General features: G+C 64.0%; 23 protein-coding genes, 1 other RNA gene and 1 pseudogene. 12 read left to right on the top strand and 13 right to left on the bottom strand.

The annotated features are described in order from the left end of the window. Positions 1 to 108: 108 nt before the first annotated feature. The 3 genes and pseudogenes from pyrC (at position 109) to rnpB (ending at position 2493) form a co-directional block, all read left to right on the top strand. On the top strand, positions 109 to 1173 hold the full coding sequence (gene pyrC / locus GCT13_RS02820; RefSeq protein ID WP_152755250.1) for a dihydroorotase: 1065 nt from the start codon (positions 109 to 111) through the stop codon (positions 1171 to 1173). Positions 1174 to 1200: 27 nt separating this feature from the next. After that, positions 1201 to 1980: pseudogene (locus GCT13_RS02815) on the top strand (DUF3025 domain-containing protein); the annotation flags it as partial. Positions 1981 to 2079: 99 nt separating this feature from the next. Then, an RNA gene (gene rnpB / locus GCT13_RS02810) (RNase P RNA component class A) lies at positions 2080 to 2493 on the top strand. Between the two features lie 87 nt (positions 2494 to 2580). Here rnpB and GCT13_RS02805 read toward each other — a convergent pair. Next, positions 2581 to 3003 (bottom strand): OsmC family protein, encoded by a 423-nt coding sequence (locus tag GCT13_RS02805; protein ID WP_087739749.1) that lies wholly within the window; start codon positions 3001 to 3003, stop codon positions 2581 to 2583. 605 nt (positions 3004 to 3608) lie between these two features. On the opposite strand from GCT13_RS02805, the gene rplM reads away from it, so the two are divergent. From rplM to erpA, 3 genes are all read left to right on the top strand, one after another. Beyond that, a complete protein-coding gene (gene rplM, locus GCT13_RS02800) occupies positions 3609 to 4037 on the top strand; it encodes a 50S ribosomal protein L13 (RefSeq protein ID WP_087739748.1) in 429 nt (142 codons plus the stop codon). Positions 4038 to 4048: 11 nt separating this feature from the next. Further along, positions 4049 to 4441 (top strand): 30S ribosomal protein S9, encoded by a 393-nt coding sequence (gene rpsI / locus GCT13_RS02795; RefSeq protein ID WP_087739747.1) that lies wholly within the window; start codon positions 4049 to 4051, stop codon positions 4439 to 4441. Positions 4442 to 4684: 243 nt separating this feature from the next. Beyond that, positions 4685 to 5050, top strand: coding sequence for an iron-sulfur cluster insertion protein ErpA (erpA, locus tag GCT13_RS02790; RefSeq protein WP_087739746.1), 366 nt, complete (start codon positions 4685 to 4687; stop codon positions 5048 to 5050). 96 nt (positions 5051 to 5146) lie between these two features. On the opposite strand, the gene GCT13_RS02785 is transcribed toward erpA, so the two are convergent. Continuing rightward, on the bottom strand, positions 5147 to 6277 hold the full coding sequence (locus GCT13_RS02785) for an anhydro-N-acetylmuramic acid kinase (RefSeq protein WP_321574154.1): 1131 nt from the start codon (positions 6275 to 6277) through the stop codon (positions 5147 to 5149). 232 nt (positions 6278 to 6509) lie between these two features. Here GCT13_RS02785 and tyrS point away from each other — a divergent pair, with 232 nt between their 5' ends. From tyrS to GCT13_RS02770, 3 genes are read left to right on the top strand one after another with little or no spacing between them, the layout of a single operon-like run. Beyond that, positions 6510 to 7757 (top strand): tyrosine--tRNA ligase, encoded by a 1248-nt coding sequence (gene tyrS / locus GCT13_RS02780; protein ID WP_152755249.1) that lies wholly within the window; start codon positions 6510 to 6512, stop codon positions 7755 to 7757. A 43-nt stretch (positions 7758 to 7800) separates the two neighbouring features. Then, positions 7801 to 8259, top strand: coding sequence for a D-aminoacyl-tRNA deacylase (gene dtd, locus GCT13_RS02775; protein ID WP_152755248.1), 459 nt, complete (start codon positions 7801 to 7803; stop codon positions 8257 to 8259). Positions 8260 to 8309: 50 nt separating this feature from the next. After that, positions 8310 to 8981, top strand: a complete 672-nt coding sequence (locus tag GCT13_RS02770) for a histidine phosphatase family protein (RefSeq protein WP_152755247.1) — start codon at positions 8310 to 8312, stop codon at positions 8979 to 8981. 73 nt (positions 8982 to 9054) lie between these two features. Here the strand turns inward: GCT13_RS02770 and ruvB are convergent, their stop codons facing one another. The 8 genes from ruvB to GCT13_RS02730 all read right to left on the bottom strand — a co-directional run bounded on the left by ruvB (position 9055) and on the right by GCT13_RS02730 (position 17375). Next, a complete protein-coding gene (gene ruvB, locus GCT13_RS02765; protein WP_152755246.1) occupies positions 9055 to 10119 on the bottom strand; it encodes a Holliday junction branch migration DNA helicase RuvB in 1065 nt (354 codons plus the stop codon). A gap of 108 nt (positions 10120 to 10227) precedes the next feature. Then, the gene (gene ruvA, locus GCT13_RS02760) at positions 10228 to 10809 is read right to left on the bottom strand and encodes a Holliday junction branch migration protein RuvA (protein WP_152755245.1); all 582 of its coding nucleotides are present in this window, start codon (positions 10807 to 10809) and stop codon (positions 10228 to 10230) included. A gap of 136 nt (positions 10810 to 10945) precedes the next feature. Further along, on the bottom strand, positions 10946 to 11488 hold the full coding sequence (ruvC, locus tag GCT13_RS02755; RefSeq protein ID WP_152755244.1) for a crossover junction endodeoxyribonuclease RuvC: 543 nt from the start codon (positions 11486 to 11488) through the stop codon (positions 10946 to 10948). Positions 11489 to 11592: 104 nt separating this feature from the next. After that, entirely contained in the window at positions 11593 to 13158 is a 1566-nt protein-coding gene (purH, locus tag GCT13_RS02750; RefSeq protein WP_152755243.1) for a bifunctional phosphoribosylaminoimidazolecarboxamide formyltransferase/IMP cyclohydrolase, read from the bottom strand. A 43-nt stretch (positions 13159 to 13201) separates the two neighbouring features. Then, on the bottom strand, positions 13202 to 13435 hold the full coding sequence (locus GCT13_RS02745) for a Fis family transcriptional regulator (RefSeq protein WP_087739738.1): 234 nt from the start codon (positions 13433 to 13435) through the stop codon (positions 13202 to 13204). Beyond that, positions 13432 to 14496 carry a tRNA dihydrouridine synthase DusB gene (gene dusB, locus GCT13_RS02740; protein WP_152755242.1) on the bottom strand — a complete coding sequence of 355 codons (1065 nt, stop codon included), beginning with the start codon at positions 14494 to 14496 and terminating at the stop codon, positions 13432 to 13434. The genes GCT13_RS02745 and dusB overlap by 4 nt, the downstream gene beginning before the upstream one ends. A gap of 197 nt (positions 14497 to 14693) precedes the next feature. Next, a complete protein-coding gene (locus tag GCT13_RS02735) occupies positions 14694 to 15914 on the bottom strand; it encodes a UbiH/UbiF/VisC/COQ6 family ubiquinone biosynthesis hydroxylase (RefSeq protein WP_152755241.1) in 1221 nt (406 codons plus the stop codon). A gap of 21 nt (positions 15915 to 15935) precedes the next feature. Beyond that, complete coding sequence (locus GCT13_RS02730; protein WP_193727564.1) at positions 15936 to 17375, bottom strand: aminopeptidase P N-terminal domain-containing protein; 1440 nt, start codon at positions 17373 to 17375, stop codon at positions 15936 to 15938. A gap of 408 nt (positions 17376 to 17783) precedes the next feature. On the opposite strand from GCT13_RS02730, the gene GCT13_RS02725 reads away from it, so the two are divergent. Together GCT13_RS02725 and loiP are read left to right on the top strand one after the other, a co-directional pair. Next, positions 17784 to 18392, top strand: a complete 609-nt coding sequence (locus tag GCT13_RS02725) for a glutathione S-transferase C-terminal domain-containing protein (protein WP_152755239.1) — start codon at positions 17784 to 17786, stop codon at positions 18390 to 18392. A 207-nt stretch (positions 18393 to 18599) separates the two neighbouring features. Next, positions 18600 to 19355 carry a metalloprotease LoiP gene (gene loiP, locus GCT13_RS02720; RefSeq protein ID WP_152755238.1) on the top strand — a complete coding sequence of 252 codons (756 nt, stop codon included), beginning with the start codon at positions 18600 to 18602 and terminating at the stop codon, positions 19353 to 19355. 82 nt (positions 19356 to 19437) lie between these two features. Here loiP and GCT13_RS02715 read toward each other — a convergent pair whose 3' ends face one another. From GCT13_RS02715 to GCT13_RS02705, 3 genes are all read right to left on the bottom strand, one after another. Continuing rightward, complete coding sequence (locus GCT13_RS02715; protein ID WP_152755237.1) at positions 19438 to 21048, bottom strand: FMN-binding glutamate synthase family protein; 1611 nt, start codon at positions 21046 to 21048, stop codon at positions 19438 to 19440. A 312-nt stretch (positions 21049 to 21360) separates the two neighbouring features. Beyond that, positions 21361 to 22515, bottom strand: a complete 1155-nt coding sequence (gene mnmA / locus GCT13_RS02710) for a tRNA 2-thiouridine(34) synthase MnmA (protein ID WP_152755236.1) — start codon at positions 22513 to 22515, stop codon at positions 21361 to 21363. 42 nt (positions 22516 to 22557) lie between these two features. After that, positions 22558 to 23055 carry an NUDIX hydrolase gene (locus GCT13_RS02705; RefSeq protein ID WP_152755235.1) on the bottom strand — a complete coding sequence of 166 codons (498 nt, stop codon included), beginning with the start codon at positions 23053 to 23055 and terminating at the stop codon, positions 22558 to 22560. 283 nt (positions 23056 to 23338) lie between these two features. Here GCT13_RS02705 and GCT13_RS02700 point away from each other — a divergent pair, with 283 nt between their 5' ends. Beyond that, a complete protein-coding gene (locus GCT13_RS02700; RefSeq protein WP_152755234.1) occupies positions 23339 to 24481 on the top strand; it encodes a Re/Si-specific NAD(P)(+) transhydrogenase subunit alpha in 1143 nt (380 codons plus the stop codon). Positions 24482 to 24483: the final 2 nt, after the last annotated feature.

Raw genomic sequence — 24483 nt, 5'->3', positions numbered from 1 at the left:
CGGCAAAACGCAAAATTGACGAGTGTTTTGGCTGCATTTGTGCAAAGACCTCGCCATTTTCTGCCGTCAGTCGTTGTTTGCCGCACCGGCCGCTCGTGACTCACCGCCATGACCGCATCTACCGCTGCTTCCGTCGATATCCTCACGCTCGCCCGTCCTGATGACTGGCATCTGCACGTTCGCGACGGCGCGATGCTCGCCGCCGTCCTGCCGCATACCGCGCGCCAGTTCGGCCGCGCGATCATCATGCCGAACCTGAAGCCGCCCGTCACGACGACGGAGATGGCGCGCGCCTATCGCGAGCGCATCGTCGCGGCGATTCCGGCGGGCATGAAGTTCGAGCCGCTGATGACGCTATATCTGACCGACAACACGCCGCCCGAGGAAATCCGCCGCGCTCGCGAAAGCGGTTTCGCGCATGGCATGAAGCTGTATCCGGCAGGCGCGACGACGAATTCGGACGCAGGCGTCACGGACATCCGCAAATGCGCGAAGACGCTCGATATGATGCAGGAAGTCGGCATGCCGCTGCTCGTGCACGGCGAAGTGACGGATTCGTCGATCGACCTGTTCGATCGCGAAAAGGTGTTCATCGATCGGGTGATGACGCCGCTGCGCCGCGATTTCCCCGCTCTGAAGGTCGTGTTCGAGCACATCACGACCAAGGATGCCGTCGAGTACATCCGCGATGCGGGCGCGCCGCCCGAACTGCTCGGCGCGACGATCACCGCGCATCACCTGCTGTACAACCGCAATGCGATTTTCCAGGGCGGAATTCGCCCGCATTACTACTGTCTGCCTGTGCTCAAGCGCGAAACGCATCGCGTGGCGCTCGTCGAGGCGGCGACGTCGGGTAATCCGCGCTATTTCCTCGGCACGGACAGCGCGCCGCATCCGAAGGGCCTGAAAGAGCATGCGTGCGGCTGCGCGGGCTGCTATACGGCGCTGCACGCGCTCGAGCTGTACGCAGAAGCCTTCGACAAGGCGGGAGCGCTCGACAAACTTGAAGGCTTTGCCAGCTTCCACGGCGCGGATTTCTACCGTCTGCCGCGCAGCGAGGAAAAGGTGACGCTGCGCCGCGAACAGTGGACGCTGCCGTCGGAAGTCGCTGCCGGCGATACGCCCGTCGTGCCGTTGCGTGGCGGCGAGGCGATCGGCTGGCGGCTCGTTTGACGGTTCATTTGACGGCTGGCTGACGGGATGTCGCGTGATGTCGTTGCGCCGGGCGGCGCGCTGAAACGCGCCGCGCCGGGTTTCGCGGATATCGACTGGTCGCGGCCGTGGTTCGCGCAGGTCGCGGCGCGCGGCATGCGCTGGCAACAGGCCGCGCTGCGCAGTGCGGCGGACCAGCTGCGGGAGATGAACGCCGACGCCGCGTCGGCAGCACAGACTACCGGGCGCGGAAAGCGCCTCGCGTTCATCCCGCAAGGGGATTTGCCTCCCGACACGGCTTACGAAGCACATATCGCGGCGACAGGCTGCGTGCCCACGCGCCACAATCTGCACGATTTTTTCAACGCGCTGATGTGGTTCCAGTACCCGCGCATCAAGGCCGCGCTGAGCGCGCGCGGATCGGCGGCCGTCGATGCGCTCGGTGTTGGCCCGACGCGCGGCGGCATGCGCGATACGCTGACGCTGTTCGACGAGAACGCTGTGCTGTTCGCTTGCGCCGAGCGCGAGCTGAGCACCGCGTTGCGGTCGTTCGACTGGAAAACGCTGTTCATCGACAACCGCGCGGCGTGGGGCGAGCGCTGCGAGGTGCGCTTTTTCGGGCATGCGCTGCTGGAAAAGCTCGTCACGCCGTACAAAGCCTGCACGGGGCATGCGTGGATCGTCGACGTGCCTTTGGCGTATTTCTCGTGGACGCGCGCTGCCCGCGATGCGTTTCTGGACGAGAACGTCGCCCGTGCGCTGATCGAAGGCAGCGAATTCGGCGGCAAGATGTTTTCGCCGCTCCCGGTGCTCGGCATTCCAGGCTGGTGGGCGGAGAACGAAAAGCCGTCGTTCTATGAGGATGCCGCCGTGTTTCGCAGTGGAAGGCGGTCCAGTGTGGCGCCGGATGGTAAAATGTGTGGTTGCAAAGCAGGTCAGGCAGTCGCGGCCTCGACGGTTCCGGCCGGCGAGGGCGAGGAAAGTCCGGACTCCACAGGGCAGGGTGATGGCTAACGGCCATCCGTGGCGACACGCGGAACAGGGCAACAGAAAGCAAACCGCCGATGGCCCGGCGCAAGCCGGGATCAGGCAAGGGTGAAACGGTGCGGTAAGAGCGCACCGCGGCTGCGGCGACGCAGACCGGCACGGTAACCTCCACCCGGAGCAATTCCAAGTAGGCAGGCGCGCATCTTCGCGATGCAGGACGGGGCCCCCGTCTCGTCTGCGGGTAGGAAGCTTGAGCGCGTCAGCAATGACGCGCCTAGAGGAATGGCTGCCACGCGTGAGGCGTCTTCGGGCGCGTCGCGTGCACAGAATCCGGCTTATCGGCCTGCTTTGCCGCTTAAATGACAAATGCCGGCGTCCGTTGGGACGCCGGCATTTTTCTTTGTGCGCGTTGCTTCGGTACGTCCAGCCGTGGACTCGGACTCAGGCCGCGACGATATCGAACGAATGCGACAGTTCGGCCGTCTTCGCGATCATAATCGACGCCGAGCAGTATTTGTCGTGCGACAGGTTGATCGCGCGTTCGACGGTGGCCGGATTCAGGTTCTTGCCCGTCACCGTGAAATGGAAGTGGACCTTGGTGAAGACCTTCGGGTCTTCGCTGGCGCGCTCGGCTTTCAGTGTGACCGAGCAGCCAATGATTTCCTGGCGGCTCTTCTTCAGGATCATCACGACGTCGTACGCCGTGCAGCCGCCCGTGCCGAGCAGCACCATTTCCATCGGGCGCGGCGCCAGATTGCGGCCCCCGCCTTCCGGCGCGCCGTCCATGGCGACGAGGTGGCCGCTGCCCGTTTCGGCGGCGAATGCCATGCCGTCCTGACCCATCCAGCTGACTTTGCATTCCATGCGTGTACTCCGGCTCGCTTGCCTTGAATGAGAAACGCATCATTGTAGCCCTACGGATGATGGCTCGCCCGGAGCGACATCGGCAGCAGCTTATGCCGGATGGAGGGTGTTTGCTGCACTGCGCCATTCTGTGCCCGTAAGGGATAGCACGGACGAAATTAGGCGATCCGTTCTAGTTGTGTTTGACAGCGTTTCCCAATGTTGATCGCTAACTGACTGTTTCGGAAGAATTTATTTGGGGCGCATGCATCGTCGCATGAATTCCAAATCATGAAATCGAATTTCACATTGCAAATGCTCTTGCATCGCACAAGCGTTGGTCATATAATCTGCCCATTGGTTGTCGCAGTTCGGCAACCTCCGCATGTCTCCTCCACCCTCCTCCTAAGGTGGATTAAGCCCGAATCACTAGTTCGGGCTTTTTTTCGTCCCCAGTTTCCCGGTTGCTTCGGATGCTTTGACTCATCGCGGCAAATTCCTTTATAATTCATAGCTTTTCCGCATTCGTGCCCGCGGAGGAAGAACAGGGAGAGCCTGCACGCGCCTCGATGCGCACTTACAAGCAGGAAAAAACACAGGGCGCAGCACTATTTTTTGGATCGATCATGAAGACGTTTTCCGCAAAAGCCCATGAGGTGACGCGCGAATGGTACGTGATTGACGCGACGGATAAAGTTCTCGGCCGTGTCGCCAGCGAAGTGGCACACCGTCTTCGCGGCAAGCACAAGCCTGAGTTCACCCCGCACGTCGACACCGGTGATTTCATCATCGTTATCAACGCCGGCAAGCTGAAGGTCACGGGCAACAAGACCACGGACAAGAAGTACTATCGCCACTCGGGCTACCCGGGCGGTATCTATGAAACGACGTTCGGCAAGATGCAGGAACGCTTCCCGGGCCGCGCGCTTGAGAAGGCGGTCAAAGGCATGCTGCCGAAGGGCCCGCTCGGCTACGCGATGATCAAGAAGCTGAAGGTCTACGCAGACGCAACGCATCCGCACTCGGCACAACAGCCGAAGGCGCTCGAGATCTAAGGGGAGCCCACATGATCGGTAACTGGAATTACGGTACGGGCCGCCGCAAGAGCGCCGTTGCACGTGTCTTCATCAAGGCGGGCAAGGGCGACATCGTCGTCAACGGCAAGCCCATCTCCGAGTACTTCTCGCGCGAAACTTCGCTGATGATCGTGCGTCAGCCGCTGGAACTGACGAACCACGCTTCGACGTTCGACATCAAGGTCAACGTGTCGGGCGGTGGTGAAACGGGTCAGGCAGGCGCAGTTCGCCACGGCATCACCCGCGCGCTGATGGACTACGACGCAACGCTGAAGCCGGCTCTGTCGAACGCAGGCTTCGTGACGCGTGACGCACGTGAAGTCGAGCGTAAGAAGGTCGGTTTCCACAAGGCACGTCGCCGTAAGCAGTTCTCGAAGCGTTAATCGCTTCGTGCCGGCTCTGTTTTCGGGCAGAGCCTGGCGACAAAAAGCCGCCAACGCGCATGCGAAGGCGGCTTTTTTTTCGCCATGCGGATGACTCACATCGCTCGCAGCCGTGCGACGGCACGGCTCACGCTTTTTCGCCCACGCTGCGCGCCGCCTAAGAACCTATTGATTTCATGGGCTTTAGCACGATATTGGGATCAGCAATACAATAGTGGCTAGAAGCCATTTTGGAGAGTTCGTATGAACGCAGTGACCGACACCCCCGTGACCGAGATGCCGGCCCCGTTCGTCTTTACCGACGCAGCGGCGGAGAAGGTCAAGCAACTGATCGACGAAGAAGGCAACCCGGACCTCAAACTGCGCGTGTTCGTGCAGGGTGGCGGCTGCTCGGGCTTCCAGTACGGCTTTACGTTCGACGAGGCGATCAACGAAGACGACACTGTGATGAACAAGAGCGGCGTCCAGTTGCTGATCGACTCGATGAGCTATCAGTATCTGGTCGGCGCCGAGATCGACTATAAGGACGACATCAACGGCGCCCAGTTTGTCATCAAGAACCCGAACGCGACGACTACCTGCGGTTGCGGTTCGTCGTTCTCGGTGTAATCGACACCGTACTTCGCGTAAGTTGTAAAGGAAACGGGGCCTCGGCCCCGTTTTTCATTTTCCGCCGCGCTTTGGCGTGCCATAGGACATGGCCGATCAGCGCGGATAAATCGCGCCCAGCACACGCTCGCCGGCCGCGCCCGTCACCGACGATAGATTTCCCGGCTCGCGCGCCACGCAGCGCATCGCCAGCCACGCAAACGCCAGCGGCTCCACCTGATGTGGCGGCACGCCAAGCGCATCCGTCGTCAGCACGGGCACGCCGCTGCAGCCGCTTTCGGCTAGCGCGCCCTCCAGCGCTTTCAGCACTTCCGGATTGCGCGCGCCGCCGCCGCAGATATACACGGCGTTGCAATCGGGCGCATGACGCTCGATTTCGCGCGCGACCGTCACGGCCGTCAGCGCGACCAGCGTCGCCTGGACGTCAGCGGGGCTCACGTCGGTGAACTCTTGCAGCTTTGCGTCGAGCCATTCCGAGTTGAACAGGTCGCGGCCCGTGCTTTTCGGCGGCTGTGCCTCGAAAAACGGCTCGTCGAGAAACGCATTCAGCAGCGGACGATGCACCTGGCCCGTCGCCGCGAACTGGCCGTTCTCGTCGTACGGCTTATGCAGATGCCGGTGCGCCCACTCGTCGAGCAGCGCGTTCGCCGGGCCGCAATCGAAGCCGCGCACGGCACCGTTCGCCGACAGGATCGTGATATTACTGATCCCGCCCAGATTGCAGACCACCCGTGTTTCATTCTGCGCGCCGAAAACGGTCGCGTGGAACGCGGGCACGAGCGGTGCGCCCTGGCCGCCCGCCGCGACGTCGCGGCTGCGGAAATCGGCGATCACGTCGATATGTGTCATCTCCGCCAGCAGCGACGGATTGTTGATCTGCCGCGTGTAGCCCTTTTCGGGCCGGTGCCGCACCGTCTGTCCGTGCACGCCGATCGCGCGGACGTCGGCGGCGGACATGTTGCCGGCGCGCAGCAGTTCGTGGCAACACACTGTGTAGCGCGCGGCCAACGCGTTCGCGGCCAGCGCTTCGCGCTCGATTTCGTTGTCGCCGGGCTGCTGAAGGGCGAACAGCGCGTCGCGCAGCCCCTCCGAAAAACCCACGAAGGCCTGGGACCGCACGACGGGCGCCTTGCCCTTCGCGAACTCGACCGCGATGCCGTCGACACCGTCCATGCTCGTGCCCGACATCAATCCGAAATACACGCCGTCTGCTGCGTCTTTCGCCACGCTGTGCTCCTCCCATCGTCGTTCGTCGCGCATCAGGGGCGCTTCGGGTGCGCCCTTCACGATTGTCGCTCAATGCTGCGCCGCGAAACAACCGGGCCGGGCTGCGCGCGAGCGCGTGACGTCTCCGCTCGCGCCGTATTGCGACGTGAATTGGGCGCGTTTCGCGTGAGATGGGGGCGCATTGTCCCGCAACTATGGGACAATCTCCCTTTTTGCGATCTCCCGTTCCAGCATGAGCACCGAGTCCACCGACAAGCCCAATTCCGCCTACCCGATCACCGACGAAGTCCGCCACGCGCTCGAAGTCACGAAGCGCGGCGTCGACGAACTGCTGATCGAAGAGGAGTTCGCGCAAAAGCTCGCGAAGAGCGCGGCCACGGGCACGCCGCTGCGCATCAAGCTAGGTCTCGATCCGACGGCGCCCGACATTCACATCGGCCACACCGTCGTGCTGAACAAGATGCGCCAGCTGCAGGACCTTGGCCACACGGTGATTTTCCTGATCGGCGATTTCACGTCGCTGATCGGCGATCCGTCTGGCCGCAACGCGACGCGTCCGCCGCTCACGCGCGAGCAGATCGAATCGAATGCGAAGACGTACTTCGAGCAGGCCGCGCTCGTGCTCGACCGAGCAAAGACGGAAATCCGCTACAACAGCGAATGGTCGATGCCGCTCGGCGCCGACGGCATGATCAAGCTCGCGTCGCGCTACACGGTCGCGCGCATTCTGGAGCGCGAAGACTTCACGAAGCGGTTCCAGAGCGGCGTTCCCATTTCGATCCACGAATTCCTGTATCCGCTGATGCAGGGGTACGACTCCGTCGCGCTGAATGCGGACCTCGAACTCGGTGGCACGGACCAGAAGTTCAATCTGCTCGTCGGCCGCGAACTGCAGAAACAGTACGGCCAGGAACAGCAGTGCATTCTGACGATGCCGCTACTCGAAGGGCTGGATGGCGTCGAGAAGATGTCGAAGTCGAAGGGCAACTACGTCGGCATCAGCGAGAAGCCAAATGAGATGTTCGGCAAGCTGATGAGCATCTCCGACGTGCTGATGTGGCGCTATTTCGAACTGCTGTCGTTCCGTCCAATGACGGAAATCGAAGGGTTCAGGCGCGAAGCGGAAGGCGGGCGCAATCCGCGTGACTTCAAGGTGATGCTCGCGCAGGAAATCGTTGCGCGCTTTCACTCGCAGGCCGACGCCGAGCGCGCGCTGGAAGACTTCAACCACCGCGCGAAGGGCGGCGTGCCGGATGACATTCCGTCCGTGTCGCTCGCCGGCGCGCCGCTCGCGATCGGGCAACTGCTGAAGCAGGCGGGCCTCGTGCCGTCGACGAGCGAAGCGCTGCGCAACATCGAGCAGGGCGGCGTGAAGATCGACGGCGCGACCGTGTCCGACAAGGCGCTGAAGGTCGAAGCGGGTGAATTCGTCGTGCAGGTCGGCAAGCGCCGCTTTGCACGCGTGACGCTGTCGGCGTGATGATCAGCGCCACTCCCGGCCTTTCGCAACGGACGCCCGCCGCATGATCGCACTGATTCAACGCGTGCGGCGCGCGGAAGTGCGCGTCGGCGACCGCGTGACGGGCGCGATCGACGCGGGCCTGCTCGCGCTGGTATGCGCCGAACGCGGCGACACCGACGCCATCGCCGACAAGCTGCTGACGAAAGTGCTCGGCTACCGCGTGTTCAGCGACGCCGCGGGCAAGATGAATCTGTCGGTGCAGAACGTCGACGGCGCGGGCCGCGCGGGCGGCCTGCTGCTTGTTTCGCAGTTCACGCTCGCGGCCGACACGAACAGCGGCCTGCGTCCCAGTTTCACGCCCGCCGCACCGCCCGACGAGGGCAAGCGCCTGTTCGATTACTTCGTCGCGGCGGCGCGCGCGAAGCATCCCGTCGTCGAAACGGGCGAATTCGGCGCGGACATGCAGGTGTCGCTCGTCAACGACGGCCCCGTCACGTTCTGGCTGCAGACGCGCGCCTGAGCGCGCGCTCTTTTTCGCCCAGCCTCACATCGTTCAACGACGCCGATTCCATGGGCACACAAATCCTCTTCATCCGACACGGCGAAACCGACTGGAACCGCATCAAGCGGATTCAAGGGCACATCGATATTCCGCTCGCGACGAGCGGCTTTGAACAGGCGCAGCGTCTCGCCGAACGTTTCGCACGTGAGGCGGAAGGCGGCGCGCGGCTCGATGCCGTCTATTCGAGCGATCTGTTGCGCGCGCAGCAAACGGCGCGGCCTTTTGCCGATCTGCTCGGGCTGTCGTTGCAACTGAGCGAAGGGCTGCGCGAGCGCAACTACGGCGCGTTCCAGGGGCACGACAGCGAAGAGATCGCGCGACGCTTTCCCGATGAGTACGCGCAATGGCAGACGCGCGATCCGGGCTTCTCGCCTCCCGAGGGCGAATCGCAGCGCGTGTTCTATCACCGTGTATTGCACGCAATCGAACCGATCGTCGCCGCGCATCCGAACGGGCGGATCGCGTGTGTTGCGCATGGTGGCGTGCTGGACTGCGTGTATCGCTTCGCGAACGGCCTGCCGCTGGATGCGCCGCGCAACTACGCGCTGCTGAACACGAGCGTGAACGTGGTCGATTACGCAGATGGGCGCGCGACGGTTGCGACATGGGCCGACGTCACGCATCTCGACGGGCACAGCGAAGACGACAGCTTCAAGAAGGCGCCTGAAACGGCGCGCTGAATCCGATCGACGCGGCGGCGAAGACAAGAAACATGCAGAACATCGCGCGCCGTGCTTTTCATCGAGGAGCCGCTTAGCTCGGCTCCGAATCCCAGAGACCGCCCACCGGGCTCGCCGAATCTGGCGCAGCGAGGCCGAAGTGCCGATAGGTGAGCAGCGTCGCCACGCGTCCGCGCGGCGTGCGCTGCAGGAAGCCTTGCTGGATCAGATACGGTTCGAGCACGTCTTCGATCGTATCGCGCTCTTCTCCGATCGCGGCCGCCAGATTGTCGACGCCGACGGGCCCGCCGTCGAACTTGTGCAGGATCGCTTCGAGCAGCTTGCGGTCCATCAGATCGAAGCCGACCGGGTCGACATCGAGCATCTTCAGCGCCGCATCCGCGACCTCGGCGGTGATCTTGCCGTCCGCCTTCACCTCAGCAAAGTCGCGCACGCGGCGCAGCAGCCGGTTGGCGATACGCGGGGTGCCGCGAGAGCGCTTTGCGATTTCCAGCGCGCCACCGGGATGAATCTGCGCGCCCAGCAACGATGCCGAGCGACTGACGATGCGTGCCAGTTCCTCTGCGTTATAGAACTCCAGCCGCGCGACGATGCCGAAGCGGTCGCGCAACGGGTTGGTCAGCATGCCCGCGCGCGTCGTCGCGCCGACCAGTGTGAACGGCTGCAGATCGAGCTTCACACTGCGCGCGGCCGGGCCCTCGCCGATCATGATGTCGATCTGATAATCCTCGAGCGCCGGGTACAGGATCTCTTCGACGACGGGCGACAGCCGGTGAATCTCGTCGATAAATAGAACGTCGTTGGCTTCGAGATTGGTCAGCAGCGCGGCGAGGTCGCCCGCGCGTTCGAGCACGGGCCCCGACGTCTGCCGCAGATTGACGCCCATCTCGCGCGCGATGATGTGCGCAAGCGTGGTTTTGCCGAGACCCGGCGGTCCGAACAGCAGCACGTGATCCAGCGATTCCGACCGGCGCCTCGCCGCCTCGATGAAGATTTCCAGCTGGCCGCGCACCTTTTCCTGGCCGACATATTCGTCGAGCTGGCGCGGACGCAACGCGCGCTCGAATGCTTCTTCATTCGGCGACACGGGCGTGGCGGCGATGATGCGTTCGGCGGCGAGTTTGTCGTGTTCGATCATGAAGGCATTGTACCGCGCGCGGCCCGTTCGACGACCTGGCCGAACGGCCAGGGTGCGCACATACAAGCGGCGTGCGAAGCTTCACGCATCGCCGCTGTGGAGGCCCGCTCAGCCCTTCGACAGCGCCTTCAACGCAAGCTTGATGCCTTCGGAAACGCCGGTGCCGGCCGGCACATTCTTGATGGCAGCCAACGCTTCTTTTTCGGAGTAGCCCAATGCCAGCAATGCATTCAGGATGTCGGACGCGTGACCGGACGGCGACGCCGCACCCGCCACTGCGCCAAGGTCGGCGCCGAGCTTGCCCTTCAGTTCGAGCAGGAGCCGCTCCGCCGTCTTCTTGCCGATGCCGGGCACGCGCGTGAGGCGCGCGGCATCCTGCATCGTCACCGTCTGCGACAGTTCCTGCACGCTCATGCCGGACAGCACGGCGAGCGCCATGCGCGCGCCGATGCCCGTGATCTTTAACAACTCGCGAAACGTCGAACGCTCTTGCGGTGTGAGGAAGCCATACAGCAGATGCGCGTCCTCGCGTACGATCATCTGTGTGAGCAGCACGACCTTTTCGCCTGTCGAGGGCAGGTTGTAGAACGTGCTCATCGGTACATCGACTTCGTAGCCGACACCGTTGCAGTCGATCAGAAGATGAGGCGGATTCTTTTCCAGCAGGACGCCGGCGATGCGACCGATCATGGCGGGTTCTATCGTGAGGGAAAGCGCGAGTGTAGCGCAGGGGGAACCGCTTTCGCGAGCCGGGCTGGCACCCGCGGGCCGTCAGGTGCGGCGTTGACCGTATGACCGCAAATCGCGTGTCGAGAAGGTCAAAAGATCACCCCACCAGCCGCCCGCGCCGCACCCGCAATCCCTTCTTCGCAAGCGCGGGCGCGATGCCGCCCAGCGTGCTGAGCGTGCCGCCGCCGTGTGCATGGCAGATCGCCATGCCGAGGGCATCGGCGGCATCGGTGGATGGGATGCCCGAGAGGCTCAGCAGCCGCACGACCATCTGCTGCATTTGCTCCTTGGTCGCGCGTCCGTAGCCGACTACGGCCTGCTTCAACTGCAACGCCGTGTACTCGGCGACGGGCACGCCGCCCGAGACCAGCCCGCAAATCGCCGCGCCACGCGCCTGGCCGAGCAACAGCGTCGATTGCGGATTGACGTTCACGAACACCTTTTCGATCGCTGCCTGGTCCGGCGCATGCTGGCGGATCAGCGTCGAAATGCCTTCGAAGATGGTGCCGAGCCGGGTCGGCAGATCGGCATCGGCCGTCTTGATGACGCCGCTCGTCACATAGGTGAGCTGGTGGCCGGACTGATCGATCACGCCGAAGCCGGTGACGCGCAAGCCTGGGTCGATGCCGAGAATTCTCATAGATGCCGTGCGTGTTCGGTGCCTGCGATACTACAACGAATCAAATGCAAAACGGCCCGGCAGTTGCAACCCGCCGGGCCGTTTCAGAAGAAGCGGACAGCCGATCAGTGGCGGAAGTGGCGAACGCCCGTCACGACCATCGCGATGTTGTGCTCATCGGCGGCGGCGATCACTTCGTCGTCGCGCATCGAGCCGCCCGGCTGGATCACGCAGGTCGCGCCTGCCCCGACGACCACGTCGAGACCGTCGCGGAACGGGAAGAACGCATCCGACGCCACGGCCGTACCCGACAGCGTCAGGCCCGCGTTCTGCGCCTTGATGCTCGCGATGCGCGCCGAATCCACGCGGCTCATCTGCCCCGCGCCGACACCCATCGTCATGCCGTTCGCGCAGAACACGATGGCGTTCGACTTCACGAACTTCGCGACGCGCCATGCGAACAGCAGATCGTCCATTTCCTTCGGCGTCGGGTGACGTTTTGTGACGACGCGCAGTTCGTGCGGCTGCACGTTCTTCGCATCGAGCGACTGCACCAGCAGGCCGCCGCCCACGCGCTTCAGATCGAACGCGTTGTGGCCTTCGCCCAATGCGATTTCGAGCAGGCGCACGTTCTGCTTGGCCGCGAACACCTGCTTGGCCGCTTCGCTGAACGACGGCGCGATCAGCACTTCGACGAACTGCTTCACGACCGCCTGAGCGGCCGTTTCATCCACTTCGCGATTGAATGCGATGATGCCGCCGAACGCCGAGGTCGGATCGGTCTGGAACGCCTTTGAATACGCTTCGTGCGCGTTCGCGCCGATGGCCACGCCGCATGGATTCGCGTGCTTGATGATCACGCAGGCGGGCGCGTCGAATGTTTTCACGCATTCCCACGCGGCATCCGAGTCGGCGATGTTGTTGTACGACAGCTCCTTGCCCTGCAACTGGCGATAGTTCGCGAGCGCGCCGGCGGGTACCGCGATGTCGCGGTAGAACGCGGCGCTCTGATGCGGGTTCTCGCCATAGCGCAGGTCCTGAACCTTCTCGAACGCCATGTTGAGCGTGGCCGGGTACGTGTTGCGGTCGCGGTGCTGCAGTTCTTCCGTGAGGCTCGTCAGATAGTTCGTGATCGCGCCGTCGTACTGCGCGGTGTGCGCGAACACCTTGGTCGCGAGACGGAAGTTGGTCTTGTAGCCGACCTTGTTGCCGTTCGCGCGCATTTCTTCGAGCACGCTCGCGTAGTCGGCAGGGTCGACGACGACCGTCACGTCGCGATGGTTCTTCGCGGCCGAGCGCAGCATCGTCGGGCCGCCGATGTCGATGTTCTCGATCGCGTCTTCCAGCGTGCATTCTTCCTTCGACACGGTCTGCACGAACGGATACAGGTTCACGACGAGCAGGTCGATGGTCGGAATGCTGTGCTTTTCGAGCGCGGCCATGTGCTCCGGCAAATCGCGGCGGGCGAGGATGCCGCCGTGCACTTTCGGGTGCAGCGTCTTCACGCGCCCATCCAGCATTTCCGGAAAGCCCGTGTAATCGGCCACTTCGGTAACGGAAAGGCCGGCATCCGCGAGCAGTTTCGCGGTGCCGCCCGTCGACAGGATCTTGACGCCGAGGTCCGATAGCGATTTCGCGAAATCGACGATGCCGGACTTGTCGGAAACGGAGATGAGCGCTTGCTTGATCATGATGGGAACAAAAGCCGATGAAAGGCGTGGCAGGGCGCTAAAACTACAGCAGGCCGTGCTGTTGCAGTTTCTTGCGCAGCGTATTGCGGTTGATGCCGAGATACTCGGCTGCCAGCGACTGATTGCCGCCGGCCTGCTCGAGCACCACCTCGAGCATCGGTTTTTCGACACACGAAATCACCATGTCATAGACATCGTGCGGATTGGAGCCGTCGAGATCCTGGAAGTACATACCCAGGCTGTCGCGGACACATTGTTCGATATTGTGCTTGCTCATGCTGCTAGTCGGTCGGTTTGGTCCTGCTCGCCGTTGTTGTTGACTTCGTCGCCGACGTACACGAGGCGGTCCGAAATCGCCTTTTGCGCGTCGAAGAATTCGTTGACGGCGAGTAGTTGTTCGCGCGTTGTGTCCAGCGTATTCATGCGATGGCGGAACACATTGGCGCCGGAAAGGCCGCGAGTGTACCAGCCGATGTGCTTGCGCGCAGTCCGAACGCCCGTAAATTCGCCATAGAACGCGTAATGATCTTCCAGGTGCTCGTTCATCACCTGCTGGATTTCGTCGATGCGCGGCGCTTCCATCAGCTCGCCCGTGCGCAGGAAGTGCTCGATCTCGCGGAAGAGCCACGGGCGCCCCTGTGCCGCGCGGCCGATCATGATCGCGTCGGCGCCCGTCGCGGCCAGCACGTCGCGCGCCTTCTGCGGCGATGTGATGTCGCCGTTCGCCACCACTGGAATCTTCACCGCGGCCTTCACGGCGGCAATCGTTGCGTACTCAGCTTCGCCGTGGTACAGATCGGCGCGCGTGCGGCCGTGGACCGTCAGCATCGAAACGCCCGAGTTCTCGGCGAGCCGCGCGACGTTCAGCGCGTTCCTGTTTTCGCGGTTCCAGCCAGTGCGGATTTTCAGCGTGACGGGCACGGCGTGCGGGCCGACACCGACGGCGCCCACCACTGCCTCGACGATCTGCTGCACGAGCGGCTCGTTCTGCAGCAACGCTGACCCGGCCGCGACATTGCAGACCTTCTTGGCCGGGCAGCCCATGTTGATATCGATGATCTGCGCGCCGTTCGCGACGTTGTAGCGCGCGGCCTCGGCCATCATCTGCGGGTCCGCGCCAGCGATCTGCACCGCGATCGGCTCGACTTCGCCTGCGTGATTCGCGCGGCGCATCGTCTTTTCGCTCTTCCACAACTGCGCGTTCGACGCCACCATCTCCGACACTGCATAGCCCGCGCCCATGCGCTTGCAGAGCTGGCGGAACGGCCGGTCCGTCACGCCCGCCATCGGGGCGACGAACAGGTTGTTGCGCAGTGTGTGGGAGCCGAGAGTGGGCATGGCGGACATCGGCGGCGAGCATCCAATGCGCTCAAAATAGCGCACCTTGCGTACCGCAAAATACGAGGGAAAACTGTTATTTTAGCGTTAACGCGCTAGAGCCAGACGCAACGGCCCGTGAGGCAACTCATTAAATCTTCTATGAAAGTGGTCGCGGTCATAGAACGGCGGCCACTGTCACGCGTTTTTCGCGACGCCTAGCGGCGCTGTCCGAACATCATCTGACGGGCGAGGGCCGTCTTCACGGGCGGCACGAATTCCAGCGCGGTGAGTGCGAGTCCGCGCAGCGTCGCGAGCGGCGGAAAGTCGATCGTGAAGAGACGGGCGAGCGTGTCGGTGGCGCCGATCGTCATGCGCCGGTCGAGCGCGCGGCGGCGCGCGAAGGCCGCGAGCGCGCTGCGCGTCGCGCCGTGATGCGACAGCGCGTCGGCGAGCGCGTGGGCGTCGCGCAGTCCGAGATTCAACCCCTGTCCGGCGACGGGATGCAGCGTCTGTGCCGCATTGCCGATCGCGGCGACATTGCCCTTGACGAGCGTATCGACGGTATTGAGACCGAGCGGGAACGCGGCGCGACCTTTGATCTGGATGAAGCGGCCCATCCGGTCGCCGAACTCGGCGCCGAGTTCGCGCAGGAAATCTTCGTCGGACAATTGCGCGCGGCGCGCCGCCTGTTCCGGCGCGCAGCACCAGACGAGCGCGTAGTCCGCGCCGCGCACGCCGCCCATCGGCAAAAGCGCAATCGGGCCTCGCGGCGTGAAGCGCTCCCATGCGACATGCGGCTGCGGTGCCGACAGCGTCACGGTGCCGACCAGCGCTGTCTGTCCGTAATCGCGTGTTGCTCCGGCCCCGGCCTGCTGCTCGCCGAAGAGACCGCCTTCGGCATTCACGAGAATGCGCGTGCGCAGCGTGCGCGTCACATGCGCGCTTTCGATCGGCAGCAGCACGCCGTCGTCTTCGAGTTGCTGCGGCGGCTGGGCCTTCGTTGACTTGAACCAGTGCACATGCGTCGTACGCACGGCGTCGGCGAGCGCGTGCACGATCGATCCGTAGCGCAGCACGTAGCCGAGCGCGGGCAGACCGTGTTCCGCGTGATCGATCAGCGTGCGCCCGAAGTGGCCGCGCTGCGATACGTGGATGCGCTGGATCGCGGTCGCGTCGGAGGGCCAGCGCAGCGGTTCGAGAATCATCCGGCTGCCGTGCGACACGGCAATCGCGCGCGGATCGGCGATCGAGTCTTCCGGCTCGCGCGCGTCGATCAGCGCGACCGACAGTTGCTGCGTCGCACTGCGCCGCGCCAGCCAGCCCGCGAGCGCGAGCCCGACAGGCCCCGCGCCGACGATCGTCACGTCGTAGTCGAATGGCTGCGTGTTCGAGGGGACGAGCGGCGCGTTCGCGGCCGCCTGATGGACATCGTTCATCTTCTTGTCTGTTCCTTGCGCTCAGGCGGCGCCCGCCTCGTGTGCCGGCTGCGCCTGTTGCCCCGGTTGCGCCTGTTGCATCAGCGCCTCGATCTGGTCCGCGTCGACGGGCACATCGCGCGTGATCAGCTCGCAGCCCGTCGTCGTGACAATCGCGTCGTCTTCGATACGGATGCCGATGTTCCAGTACTTTTCGGGCACATCGTCGGCGGCGCGGATGTAGAGGCCCGGCTCGACCGTCAGCGTCATGCCCGGCTTCAGCGTTCGCCACGGCAGCGCGCCGCTTTCGTCGGCGCTCACGCCGCGCTCGCGATAGTCGCCGGCGTCGTGCACATCCATGCCGAGCCAGTGGCCCGTGCGGTGCATGTAAAAACGCGCGTACGCGCGCTCCGCGATGACGTCGTCGACGCCCGCGAACAGGTCGCGCCTGAGAATGCCCGTATCGAGCAGCCCCTGCGCGAGCACGCGCACGGCGGCCTGATGCGGCGCGTCGAAGCTCGCGCCTGCGCGCGTCGCGTCGATGGCGGCCTGTTGCGCGGCCAGCACGATGTCGTAGATCTCGCGCTGCGCAGGCGTGAAGCGGCCGTTCGCGGGAAACGTGCGCGTGATGTCCGAGGCGTAGCCGTCGAGCTCGCACGCCGCGTCGATCAGGATCAGATCGCCGTCCTGCGCGACGGCATTGCCGGCGGGGTAGTGCAGCACGCACGCGTTCGCGCCCGCCGCGACGATCGAGCCATACGCGGGCGCCTGCGCGCCGTGCTTGCGGAACGTGTACAGCAGTTCGGCTTCGAGTTCGTATTCGCGCACCCCGGGGCGGCACGCGGCCATCGCGCGCCGGTGCGCCTGCGCGGAGATCGCGGCGGCGCGGCGCATGATCGACAGTTCATGTTCGTCCTTGACGAGGCGCATGTCGTCGAGCAGCGGCATCAGGTCGTGTACGGCCGACGGCGCGACGACCCCGGTTCTGCCCTGCGCGCGCACGGCGTCGAGCCAGTGGCGCACCTTGCCGTCGAATGCTTCCGACGTGCCCAGCGCATAGTGCAGCGCCGGCTTGTCCGCGATGATGCGCGGCAACTGCGCGTCGATCCCGTCGAAGGCGAACGCGGCGTCGACGCCGAATGCTTCGCGCGCGGCATCGGGGCCGAAGCGAAATCCTTCCCATGTCTCGCGCTCGGCGTTCTTCGCTCGGCAAAAAAGGATCGCCGTGGGTTCGCTCTGCTTCGCGCTCGCGTCGAGCACGAGCATCGCTTCGGGCTCGGTGAAGCCGGTGAGGTAATAGAAGTAGCTGTCGTGCCGGTACGGGTAGTCGGCGTCGCGGTTGCGCAGGACTTCGGGCGCGGTCGGAACGATCGCGACGCCGCCGCCCGTCGCGCGCAGCGCATCGAGCACGCGCGCGCGGCGCTGACGGTAGATATCGAGAGCCGGAGTCAGATCGGTCATGAGTTCGGTCGGCGGGTTCATCGTGCGGGTTGGACGGCGGCGTGCGAGGCAATCGCTCGACGCCGCAATGCAATGCTGCGATTGTATCGCCCAACTGGAATCGCTTCCGTCGGGCCCACGCGCGGGTGGCGCGTATCCTCGGGAGCAGCCATCGACTCGACGATCGCGGGTCGGGCCCACGCGCGCGCCCCTCATGGCTCGAAACGGCGACCACGCCTCAGCCATCCACGGCGACGGCCACCCGGCATCGATGCGCGAACGCCTGGCCGTCAGGCCAGGTAGACGGGCGCGCGCCCAGCCGGCATTGTTGCAATCTGTCGACAGCCTTGAAGCCGGCAACGCGCCGGGCCACGCGCGCTGCATTGAAAATCTGCCAACGCCCGTCAACGCACGTATACTTTCGGCCAATTTCAAACGAGGCAGGATGTGATGAAACTCATCGGTTCGCTGTCGAGCCCATTCGTCCGCAAGGCGCGGATCGTGCTCGCCGAAAAGAAAATCGACTACAAGCTCGAACTCGAAAACGTCTGGGCCGCGGAAACGGCCATCCACGACTACAACCCGCTCGGCAAGGTGCCGTGTCTCGTGATGGAGGACGGCGCGGCCGTGTTCGATTCGCGCGTGATCTGCGACTACGTCGATACGCTGTCGCCCGTGTGCAAGCTTGTGCCGCAGTCGGGCCGCGAGCGCGTCGAGGTGCGCTGCTGGGAAGCGCTCGCCGACGGCATGATGGATGCCGCCGTGCTGATCCGTCTCGAAGGCGTGCTGCGCGACGAAGCGCATCGCAGCGAAGCGTGGGTCGCACGCCAGCGTCACAAGATCGATGACGGCCTGAAGGCGATGGCGCGAGGGCTCGGCTCGAAGACGTGGTGCGCGGGCAATCACTACACGCTTGCCGACGTCGCCGTGGGCTGCGCGCTGAGCTATCTGGACTTCCGCATGCCGCAACTCGACTGGCGCGCGCAGCATCCGAATCTCGACAAGCACTATCAGAAGCTGTCGCAGCGTCAGTCGTTCATCGATACGGCACTGACCTGAGCCACACACGGCGATCCTCGGCGACCCGGCAGACGTCAATGCCGCGCGCCGTTGTCGAGCCGCACCGATGGAATGTTAAGGAATCTTTCGTTTTCGACGAAGGCGCCTTTCAACATGTTAAAAACGCCTGCCCGTCAGGCGTTTTTGCTTTTGGGCGCCTGTCGATGGCGCATGACCATCGATAACAACCGTCAAGAGACCTTCGACATGAAAACGATCCGCGTAGCTCTCGCTGCCGCCGCGTGCGGCGTGCTCGCCGCCTGTTCGGGGATGAGCCTCGATCCCAATTCTCTCGTTCAATCCGGCTCGCAGGCGTTTCAGGCCGCGTCGCTCTCCGATGGCGACGTGCGCACGCTGTCCGACAAGTCGTGCGCGCAGCTCGATTCGGAAAACAAGATCGCGGGTGCCGGCAGCCCGTACACGAAGCGCCTGAACAAGATCGCGGCGCAGCTCGGCGATAACATCAACGGCGTGCCCGTCAACTACAAGGTCTACATCACGAAGGACGTCAACGCGTGGGCGATGGCGAACGGCTGCGTGCGTGTCTATAGCGGCCTGATGGACATGATGACGGACGACGAAGTGCGCGGCGTCGTCGGTCACGAGATGGGGCACGTCGCGCTCGGCCACACGAAGAAGGCGATGCAGGTCGCGTATGCGACGTCGGCGCTGCGGTCGGTGGCGACATCGGCGGGCGGCATCACGGGCGCGATCTCCGCGTCGCAGCTCGGCGATTTCTCCGAGAAGCTGATCAACGCGCAGTTCTCGCAATCGCAGGAATCGGCAGCCGACGACTATTCGTTCGATATCCAGAAGAAGAAAGGCCTCGATCCTTCCGGCCTCGTCACGTCGTTCAACAAGCTCGCGAAGCTCGATGGCGGCAAGTCGAGCATGCTCAGTTCGCATCCGGCGTCGGCGGCGCGCGCAGAGCATATCCAGCAGCGGATCGCGTCGAACAAGTAAGCCGGCGATTTCCGAATAGAAAACGCGCGCTGGATTCGCATCCAGCGCGCGTTTTTCATTGACGCTTCAAAGACACCAACGCTTACACCAAGGCCGGCACGAGATCCGGCGAAAACGAATCGCTGCGCGCGATGGGCCACCACTTCTCATACAGCGTATAGCGATAGCTGCCGTCGATCAGATCGTTCGGCTCGAGATACTTCAGCAGGTCCGACATCAGCCGCACTTCATAGGACGACACGCGTCGCACGATGTGATGCGCGCGCAGATCGGACGGATGACGCAGACCGGCCGCCTGCACGATCTCCTGCAACGCGTGCAGCGTATTGTGATGGAAGTTGAACACGCGGTCCGACTTGTCGGCGACGATCAGCGCGCGCTGGCGCACGGGGTCCTGCGTCGCGACACCCGTCGGGCAGCGGCCCGTGTGGCAGGTCTGCGCCTGGATGCAGCCGACCGCGAACATGAAGCCGCGCGCGGCGTTCACCCAGTCGGCGCCGATCGCGAGCGTCTTCGCGATATCGAAAGCCGTGATCATCTTGCCGCTTGCGCCGATGCGAATCCTGTCGCGCAGCCCGATGCCGACCAGCGTGTTGTGCACGAGCAGCAACCCTTCCTGCAGCGGCACGCCGATGTGATCGGTGAATTCGAGCGGCGCCGCGCCCGTGCCGCCTTCCGCGCCGTCGACGACGATGAAGTCCGGCAGGATGCCCGTTTCCAGCATCGCCTTCGCGATACCGAAGAATTCCCACGGATGGCCGATGCACAACTTGAAGCCCGTCGGCTTGCCGCCCGACAGATCGTGCAGACGCCCGACGAATTCGAGCAGTCCGCGCGGCGTCGAAAACTCCGAGTGCGTCGCGGGCGAGATGCAGTCGCGGCCCATCGGCACGCCGCGCGTTTCGGCGATTTCAGGCGTGATCTTCGCGGCGGGCAGCACGCCGCCGTGTCCGGGCTTCGCGCCCTGCGACAGCTTCACCTCGATCATCTTCACTTGCGGCTCGCGCGCCTGCTTCGCGAACCTGTCGGCGTTGAACGTGCCGTCGTCGTTGCGGCAGCCGAAGTAGCCCGACGCGATCTCCCAGATGATGTCGCCGCCATGCTCGCGGTGATACTTCGACATCGAGCCTTCGCCCGTGTCATGCGCGAAGTTGCCTTTCTTCGCACCGAGGTTCAGCGCGCGGATCGCATTTGCCGACAGCGAGCCGAAGCTCATCGCCGAGATGTTGAAGATCGACATCGAATACGGCTGCGCGCGGTCCGCGCCGACCACGATGCGAAAGTCGTGACCGTCGAGCTTCGTTGGCACGAGCGAATGGCTGATCCATTCGTGGCCCGCCGCCTTCACGTCGACTTCCGTGCCGTACGGACGGCTGTCCACTTCGTTTTTCGCGCGCTGATAGACGATGCTGCGCTGCGCACGCGAGAAGGGCCGTTCCTCCGTGTCGTCTTCGACGAAGTACTGGCGGATCTCCGGCCGGATGAATTCGAACAGGAAGCGCAAATGCCCCCACAGCGGATAGTTGCGCAGGATCGCGTGGCGCTCCTGCGTCAGATCGTAGACGCCGAGCGCGACGAGCAGCACGGGCACGATGATCCACGGCCATGCGATGTGAGCGGTTGCTGCGAGCGCCGCGCAGGCCGCGAGCAGCAGAAGGGCGCCCCACATCGCCAGATAACGTCGAGAGAACATGACAACTCCATTGCAGTGATTTCGCCGCCGCCGACGCATTCGGCGTCCGTTGCATCGGCCTTGCGCGAAGGCGGCTGGCGTTGGTGCGGATGGATCGCGTTGCGGATCGGTACGGCGGATATGGCGGTTCGGTTGTCCAGGCGCCCGCATATGCCCGGGCCCGACGATCACGCGAGCAATGCGGGCGGGCGACAGGCAAGGGCGGCGGCGGAACAACCGTCGCCCGGAAGATACAACGAAGCGGAACTTGATGCAGCGATGCCGGTGCGGACCGGCTTGCGGATCACGCTCGCGGGCCGGTCACGGCAACGCTCAGCGAGCCGTCAGCAGCGCTGCTTTCTGCGGCTGGCGGGCGGCCGGCTGCGCGGTCGCCGCGTGCTCGATGATCCCGCCGCCCAGGCAGACGTCGCCATCGTAGAGCACGGCCGATTGCCCCGGCGTGACAGCCCATTGCGCGTCGGCGAAATGGAGGGAGAACAAAGCGTCTTTGCTGTTGCCGCCTTCGGCGGCGCCGAACGTGCACGCCGCATCGGCCTGGCGATAGCGCGTCTTCGCCGCGCACGCGTGGCCTTCCTCGGGCGCGTGGCCCGCGACCCAACTGGTGTTGCCCGCCGTCAGCGTATGGCTCAGCAGCCACGGATGGTCGTGGCCTTGCGCGACGTACAGCGTGTTCGACGGAATGTCCTTGCTCGCGACGAACCACGGCTCGCCGCTGCCGTCCTTGCTGCCGCCGAGGCCAATGCCCTTGCGCTGCCCGAACGTATAGAACGCGAGACCGATGTGCTCGCCGACCGTCTTGCCTTCGGTGGTTTTCATCGGGCCCGGCCTGGTCGGCAGATAGCGGTTCAGGAAGTCGCGAAACGGCCGCTCGCCGATGAAGCAGATGCCCGTCGAGTCCTTCTTCTTCGCGTTCGGCAGACCGATCTGTTCGGCGATTTCGCGGACCTTCGTTTTCGGAATTTCGCCGAGCGGAAACAGCGTCTTCGACAGTTGCGCCTGGTTGAGCCGATGCAGAAAGTACGACTGGTCCTTCGTGTGATCCTTTGCCTTCAGCAGCTCGAAACGGCCGTCGACTTCACGCACGCGCGCGTAGTGGCCCGTCGCAATGGTTTCCGCGCCGAGCGACATCGCGTGATCGAGGAACGCCTTGAACTTGATTTCGGCGTTGCACAGCACGTCGGGGTTCGGCGTGCGGCCGGCCGAGTATTCGCGCAGGAATTCGGCGAACACGCGGTCCTTGTATTCGGCCGCGAAATTGACGGCCTCGACGTCGATGCCGATCAGGTCCGCGACCGATACAACATCGATCCAGTCCTGACGCGTCGAACAGTATTCGCTGTCGTCATCGTCTTCCCAGTTCTTCATGAACAGGCCGACGACGTCGTAACCCTGTTCCTTCAGCAGCCATGCCGTCACCGACGAATCGACGCCGCCCGACATGCCTACCACCACTTTCTGTTTGCTCATCTGGTTCTGCCTGACTGCTTTCTCCGTGCCGAAGCACGCGTTCTATCGGGAGGGCCCGACTGAATGCGTTTGCACGAAGTCGAGCGGGAAACGCCGGCCTGCGAGGTAGTCGTCGACACATTGCATCACGAGCGGCGTGCGATGCCGCTCGGGGCACGCGCGCAGCTCGTCGGCGCTCATCCACACCGTGCGGACGATGTCGGGATCGAGCGCGCGGCTCTCGGCGGGCGAGCCTTCCGTCGAGCCGCAATACGTGAAGCGCAGATACGTGACGCCATCGATGGGGCCGTCGACGGTGTCTGGCCGGCTGAAGTGCGTCATGTACACGCCGACGAGCGCTTCGGGCGCGAACCCATGCGCCGTTTCTTCGAGCGTTTCGCGGATGACGGCTTGCGTCAGCGTCTCGCCTGCTTCCAGATGCCCGGCTGGCTGGTTGAGGCGCAGCCCGGCGGGCGTGTGCTCTTCGACCAGCAGAAAGCGCCCGTCGCATTCGACGACAGCCGCCACCGTCACATGCGGGGCCCAGGTTTCCGGTTTCATGGGACGGCATTTTACCGTTTATGGGCCGGGCTTGCCGGTGCGCGCGAAGGATGGTGCGCCGCGCGCCTAGCACATGCCGGTAAAAAAAGCACGAAGGATCGTGTTCCTGAAGGCCGGGATCGTTACGGATTTCAATCCGTCACCTGACTTCGGTTAAAGTTGCAGCGTTGGCTGAAGCCCCAGCCGTGCGTTGCCGTTGCACTTGCCTTATTGCATTGCCGGCGTTGCCCCTCGTCGGCGATTCCAGATTTTCATAACAGAGGATGGTCGAGGAGGTTTAACGATGCACATCGGAGTGCCAGCCGAGACGCGGCCGTATGAAACACGCGTCGCCGCGACGCCCGAGACGGTCAAGAAGTACGTGTCGCAGGGTCACAGAGTCACCGTACAGAGCGGCGCCGGAACGGGAGCCAGTTATCTGGACGATGCCTATTCAGCAGCAGGGGCGGAACTCGTCGATGCGCCGACAGCGTTCGGCGCGGAGATCGTTCTCAAGGTCCAGACGCCCACCGATTCAGAACTACCGCTTCTTAAACGCGGCGCGGTGCTGATCGGAATGCTCGAGCCTTTTAATACGGAGAATTCATCAAAGCTTGCAGCAGCGGGCATCACTGCCTTCTCGCTGGAAGCCGCGCCGCGCACGACGCGCGCACAAAGTCTCGACGTATTGTCGTCTCAAGCCAACATTGCGGGCTACAAGGCGGTGCTGCTAGCCGCCGACCTTTATCCGCGATTCATGCCGATGCTGATGACAGCGGCCGGCACGGTCAAGGCCGCGCGCGTACTGATTCTGGGTGCGGGCGTCGCGGGCCTGCAGGCGATTGCGACCGCGAAGCGCCTCGGTGCCGTGATCGAAGCGTCGGACGTTCGGCCCGCCGTGAAGGAGCAGATCGAGTCGCTCGGGGCGAAATTCCTCGATGTGCCTTACGAAACAGCTGAGGAACGCGAAGCAGCCGAAGGTGTCGGCGGCTACGCGCGGCCGATGCCGCCGTCGTGGCTCACGCGCCAGTCGGCGCTCGTTCACGAGCGCGCGAAGCAGGCCGACGTCATCATCTCGACCGCGCTGATTCCGGGCCGTCCCGCACCGACGCTGCTTTCCGTCGAAACCGTGCAGGCGATGAAGCCGGGCTCCGTGCTGATCGACCTCGCGGCGGGACGTGGCGCCGAGTACGAAGGCAATCGCGGCGGCAACTGTCCGTTGACGGAAGCCGACAAGGTCGTCGTCAAGCACGGCGTGACGATCGCGGGCTATACGAATCTCGCGTCGATGGTCGCGTCGGATGCGTCCGCACTGTACGCGCGCAATCTGCTCGACTTCATGAAGCTGATCGTCACGAAGGAAGGCGCGCTCAATATCGATCTCGCGGACGACATCGTCGCGGCCACGCTGCTGGCACGCGACGGCGAAGTCACGCGCAAGGCATAAGG

The organism is Paraburkholderia franconis (assembly GCF_009362735.1).
Classification (GTDB): domain Bacteria; phylum Pseudomonadota; class Gammaproteobacteria; order Burkholderiales; family Burkholderiaceae; genus Paraburkholderia; species Paraburkholderia franconis.
This window is presented reverse-complemented; position numbering and strand designations above follow the sequence as displayed.

Excerpts from the sequence above, each read along its gene's own strand:
- pyrC (WP_152755250.1), top strand. The coding sequence starts at position 109 with ATGACCGCATCTACCGCTGCTTCCGTCGATATCCTCACGCTCGCCCGT.
- GCT13_RS02805 (WP_087739749.1), bottom strand. The coding sequence starts at position 3,003 with ATGGAATGCAAAGTCAGCTGGATGGGTCAGGACGGCATGGCATTCGCC.
- rplM (WP_087739748.1), top strand. The coding sequence starts at position 3,609 with ATGAAGACGTTTTCCGCAAAAGCCCATGAGGTGACGCGCGAATGGTAC.
- rpsI (WP_087739747.1), top strand. The coding sequence starts at position 4,049 with ATGATCGGTAACTGGAATTACGGTACGGGCCGCCGCAAGAGCGCCGTT.
- erpA (WP_087739746.1), top strand. The coding sequence starts at position 4,685 with ATGAACGCAGTGACCGACACCCCCGTGACCGAGATGCCGGCCCCGTTC.
- tyrS (WP_152755249.1), top strand. The coding sequence starts at position 6,510 with ATGAGCACCGAGTCCACCGACAAGCCCAATTCCGCCTACCCGATCACC.
- dtd (WP_152755248.1), top strand. The coding sequence starts at position 7,801 with ATGATCGCACTGATTCAACGCGTGCGGCGCGCGGAAGTGCGCGTCGGC.
- GCT13_RS02770 (WP_152755247.1), top strand. The coding sequence starts at position 8,310 with ATGGGCACACAAATCCTCTTCATCCGACACGGCGAAACCGACTGGAAC.
- ruvB (WP_152755246.1), bottom strand. The coding sequence starts at position 10,119 with ATGATCGAACACGACAAACTCGCCGCCGAACGCATCATCGCCGCCACG.
- ruvA (WP_152755245.1), bottom strand. The coding sequence starts at position 10,809 with ATGATCGGTCGCATCGCCGGCGTCCTGCTGGAAAAGAATCCGCCTCAT.
- ruvC (WP_152755244.1), bottom strand. The coding sequence starts at position 11,488 with ATGAGAATTCTCGGCATCGACCCAGGCTTGCGCGTCACCGGCTTCGGC.
- purH (WP_152755243.1), bottom strand. The coding sequence starts at position 13,158 with ATGATCAAGCAAGCGCTCATCTCCGTTTCCGACAAGTCCGGCATCGTC.
- GCT13_RS02745 (WP_087739738.1), bottom strand. The coding sequence starts at position 13,435 with ATGAGCAAGCACAATATCGAACAATGTGTCCGCGACAGCCTGGGTATG.
- dusB (WP_152755242.1), bottom strand. The coding sequence starts at position 14,496 with ATGCCCACTCTCGGCTCCCACACACTGCGCAACAACCTGTTCGTCGCC.
- GCT13_RS02735 (WP_152755241.1), bottom strand. The coding sequence starts at position 15,914 with ATGAACGATGTCCATCAGGCGGCCGCGAACGCGCCGCTCGTCCCCTCG.
- GCT13_RS02730 (WP_193727564.1), bottom strand. The coding sequence starts at position 17,375 with ATGAACCCGCCGACCGAACTCATGACCGATCTGACTCCGGCTCTCGAT.
- GCT13_RS02725 (WP_152755239.1), top strand. The coding sequence starts at position 17,784 with ATGAAACTCATCGGTTCGCTGTCGAGCCCATTCGTCCGCAAGGCGCGG.
- loiP (WP_152755238.1), top strand. The coding sequence starts at position 18,600 with ATGAAAACGATCCGCGTAGCTCTCGCTGCCGCCGCGTGCGGCGTGCTC.
- GCT13_RS02715 (WP_152755237.1), bottom strand. The coding sequence starts at position 21,048 with ATGTTCTCTCGACGTTATCTGGCGATGTGGGGCGCCCTTCTGCTGCTC.
- mnmA (WP_152755236.1), bottom strand. The coding sequence starts at position 22,515 with ATGAGCAAACAGAAAGTGGTGGTAGGCATGTCGGGCGGCGTCGATTCG.
- GCT13_RS02705 (WP_152755235.1), bottom strand. The coding sequence starts at position 23,055 with ATGAAACCGGAAACCTGGGCCCCGCATGTGACGGTGGCGGCTGTCGTC.
- GCT13_RS02700 (WP_152755234.1), top strand. The coding sequence starts at position 23,339 with ATGCACATCGGAGTGCCAGCCGAGACGCGGCCGTATGAAACACGCGTC.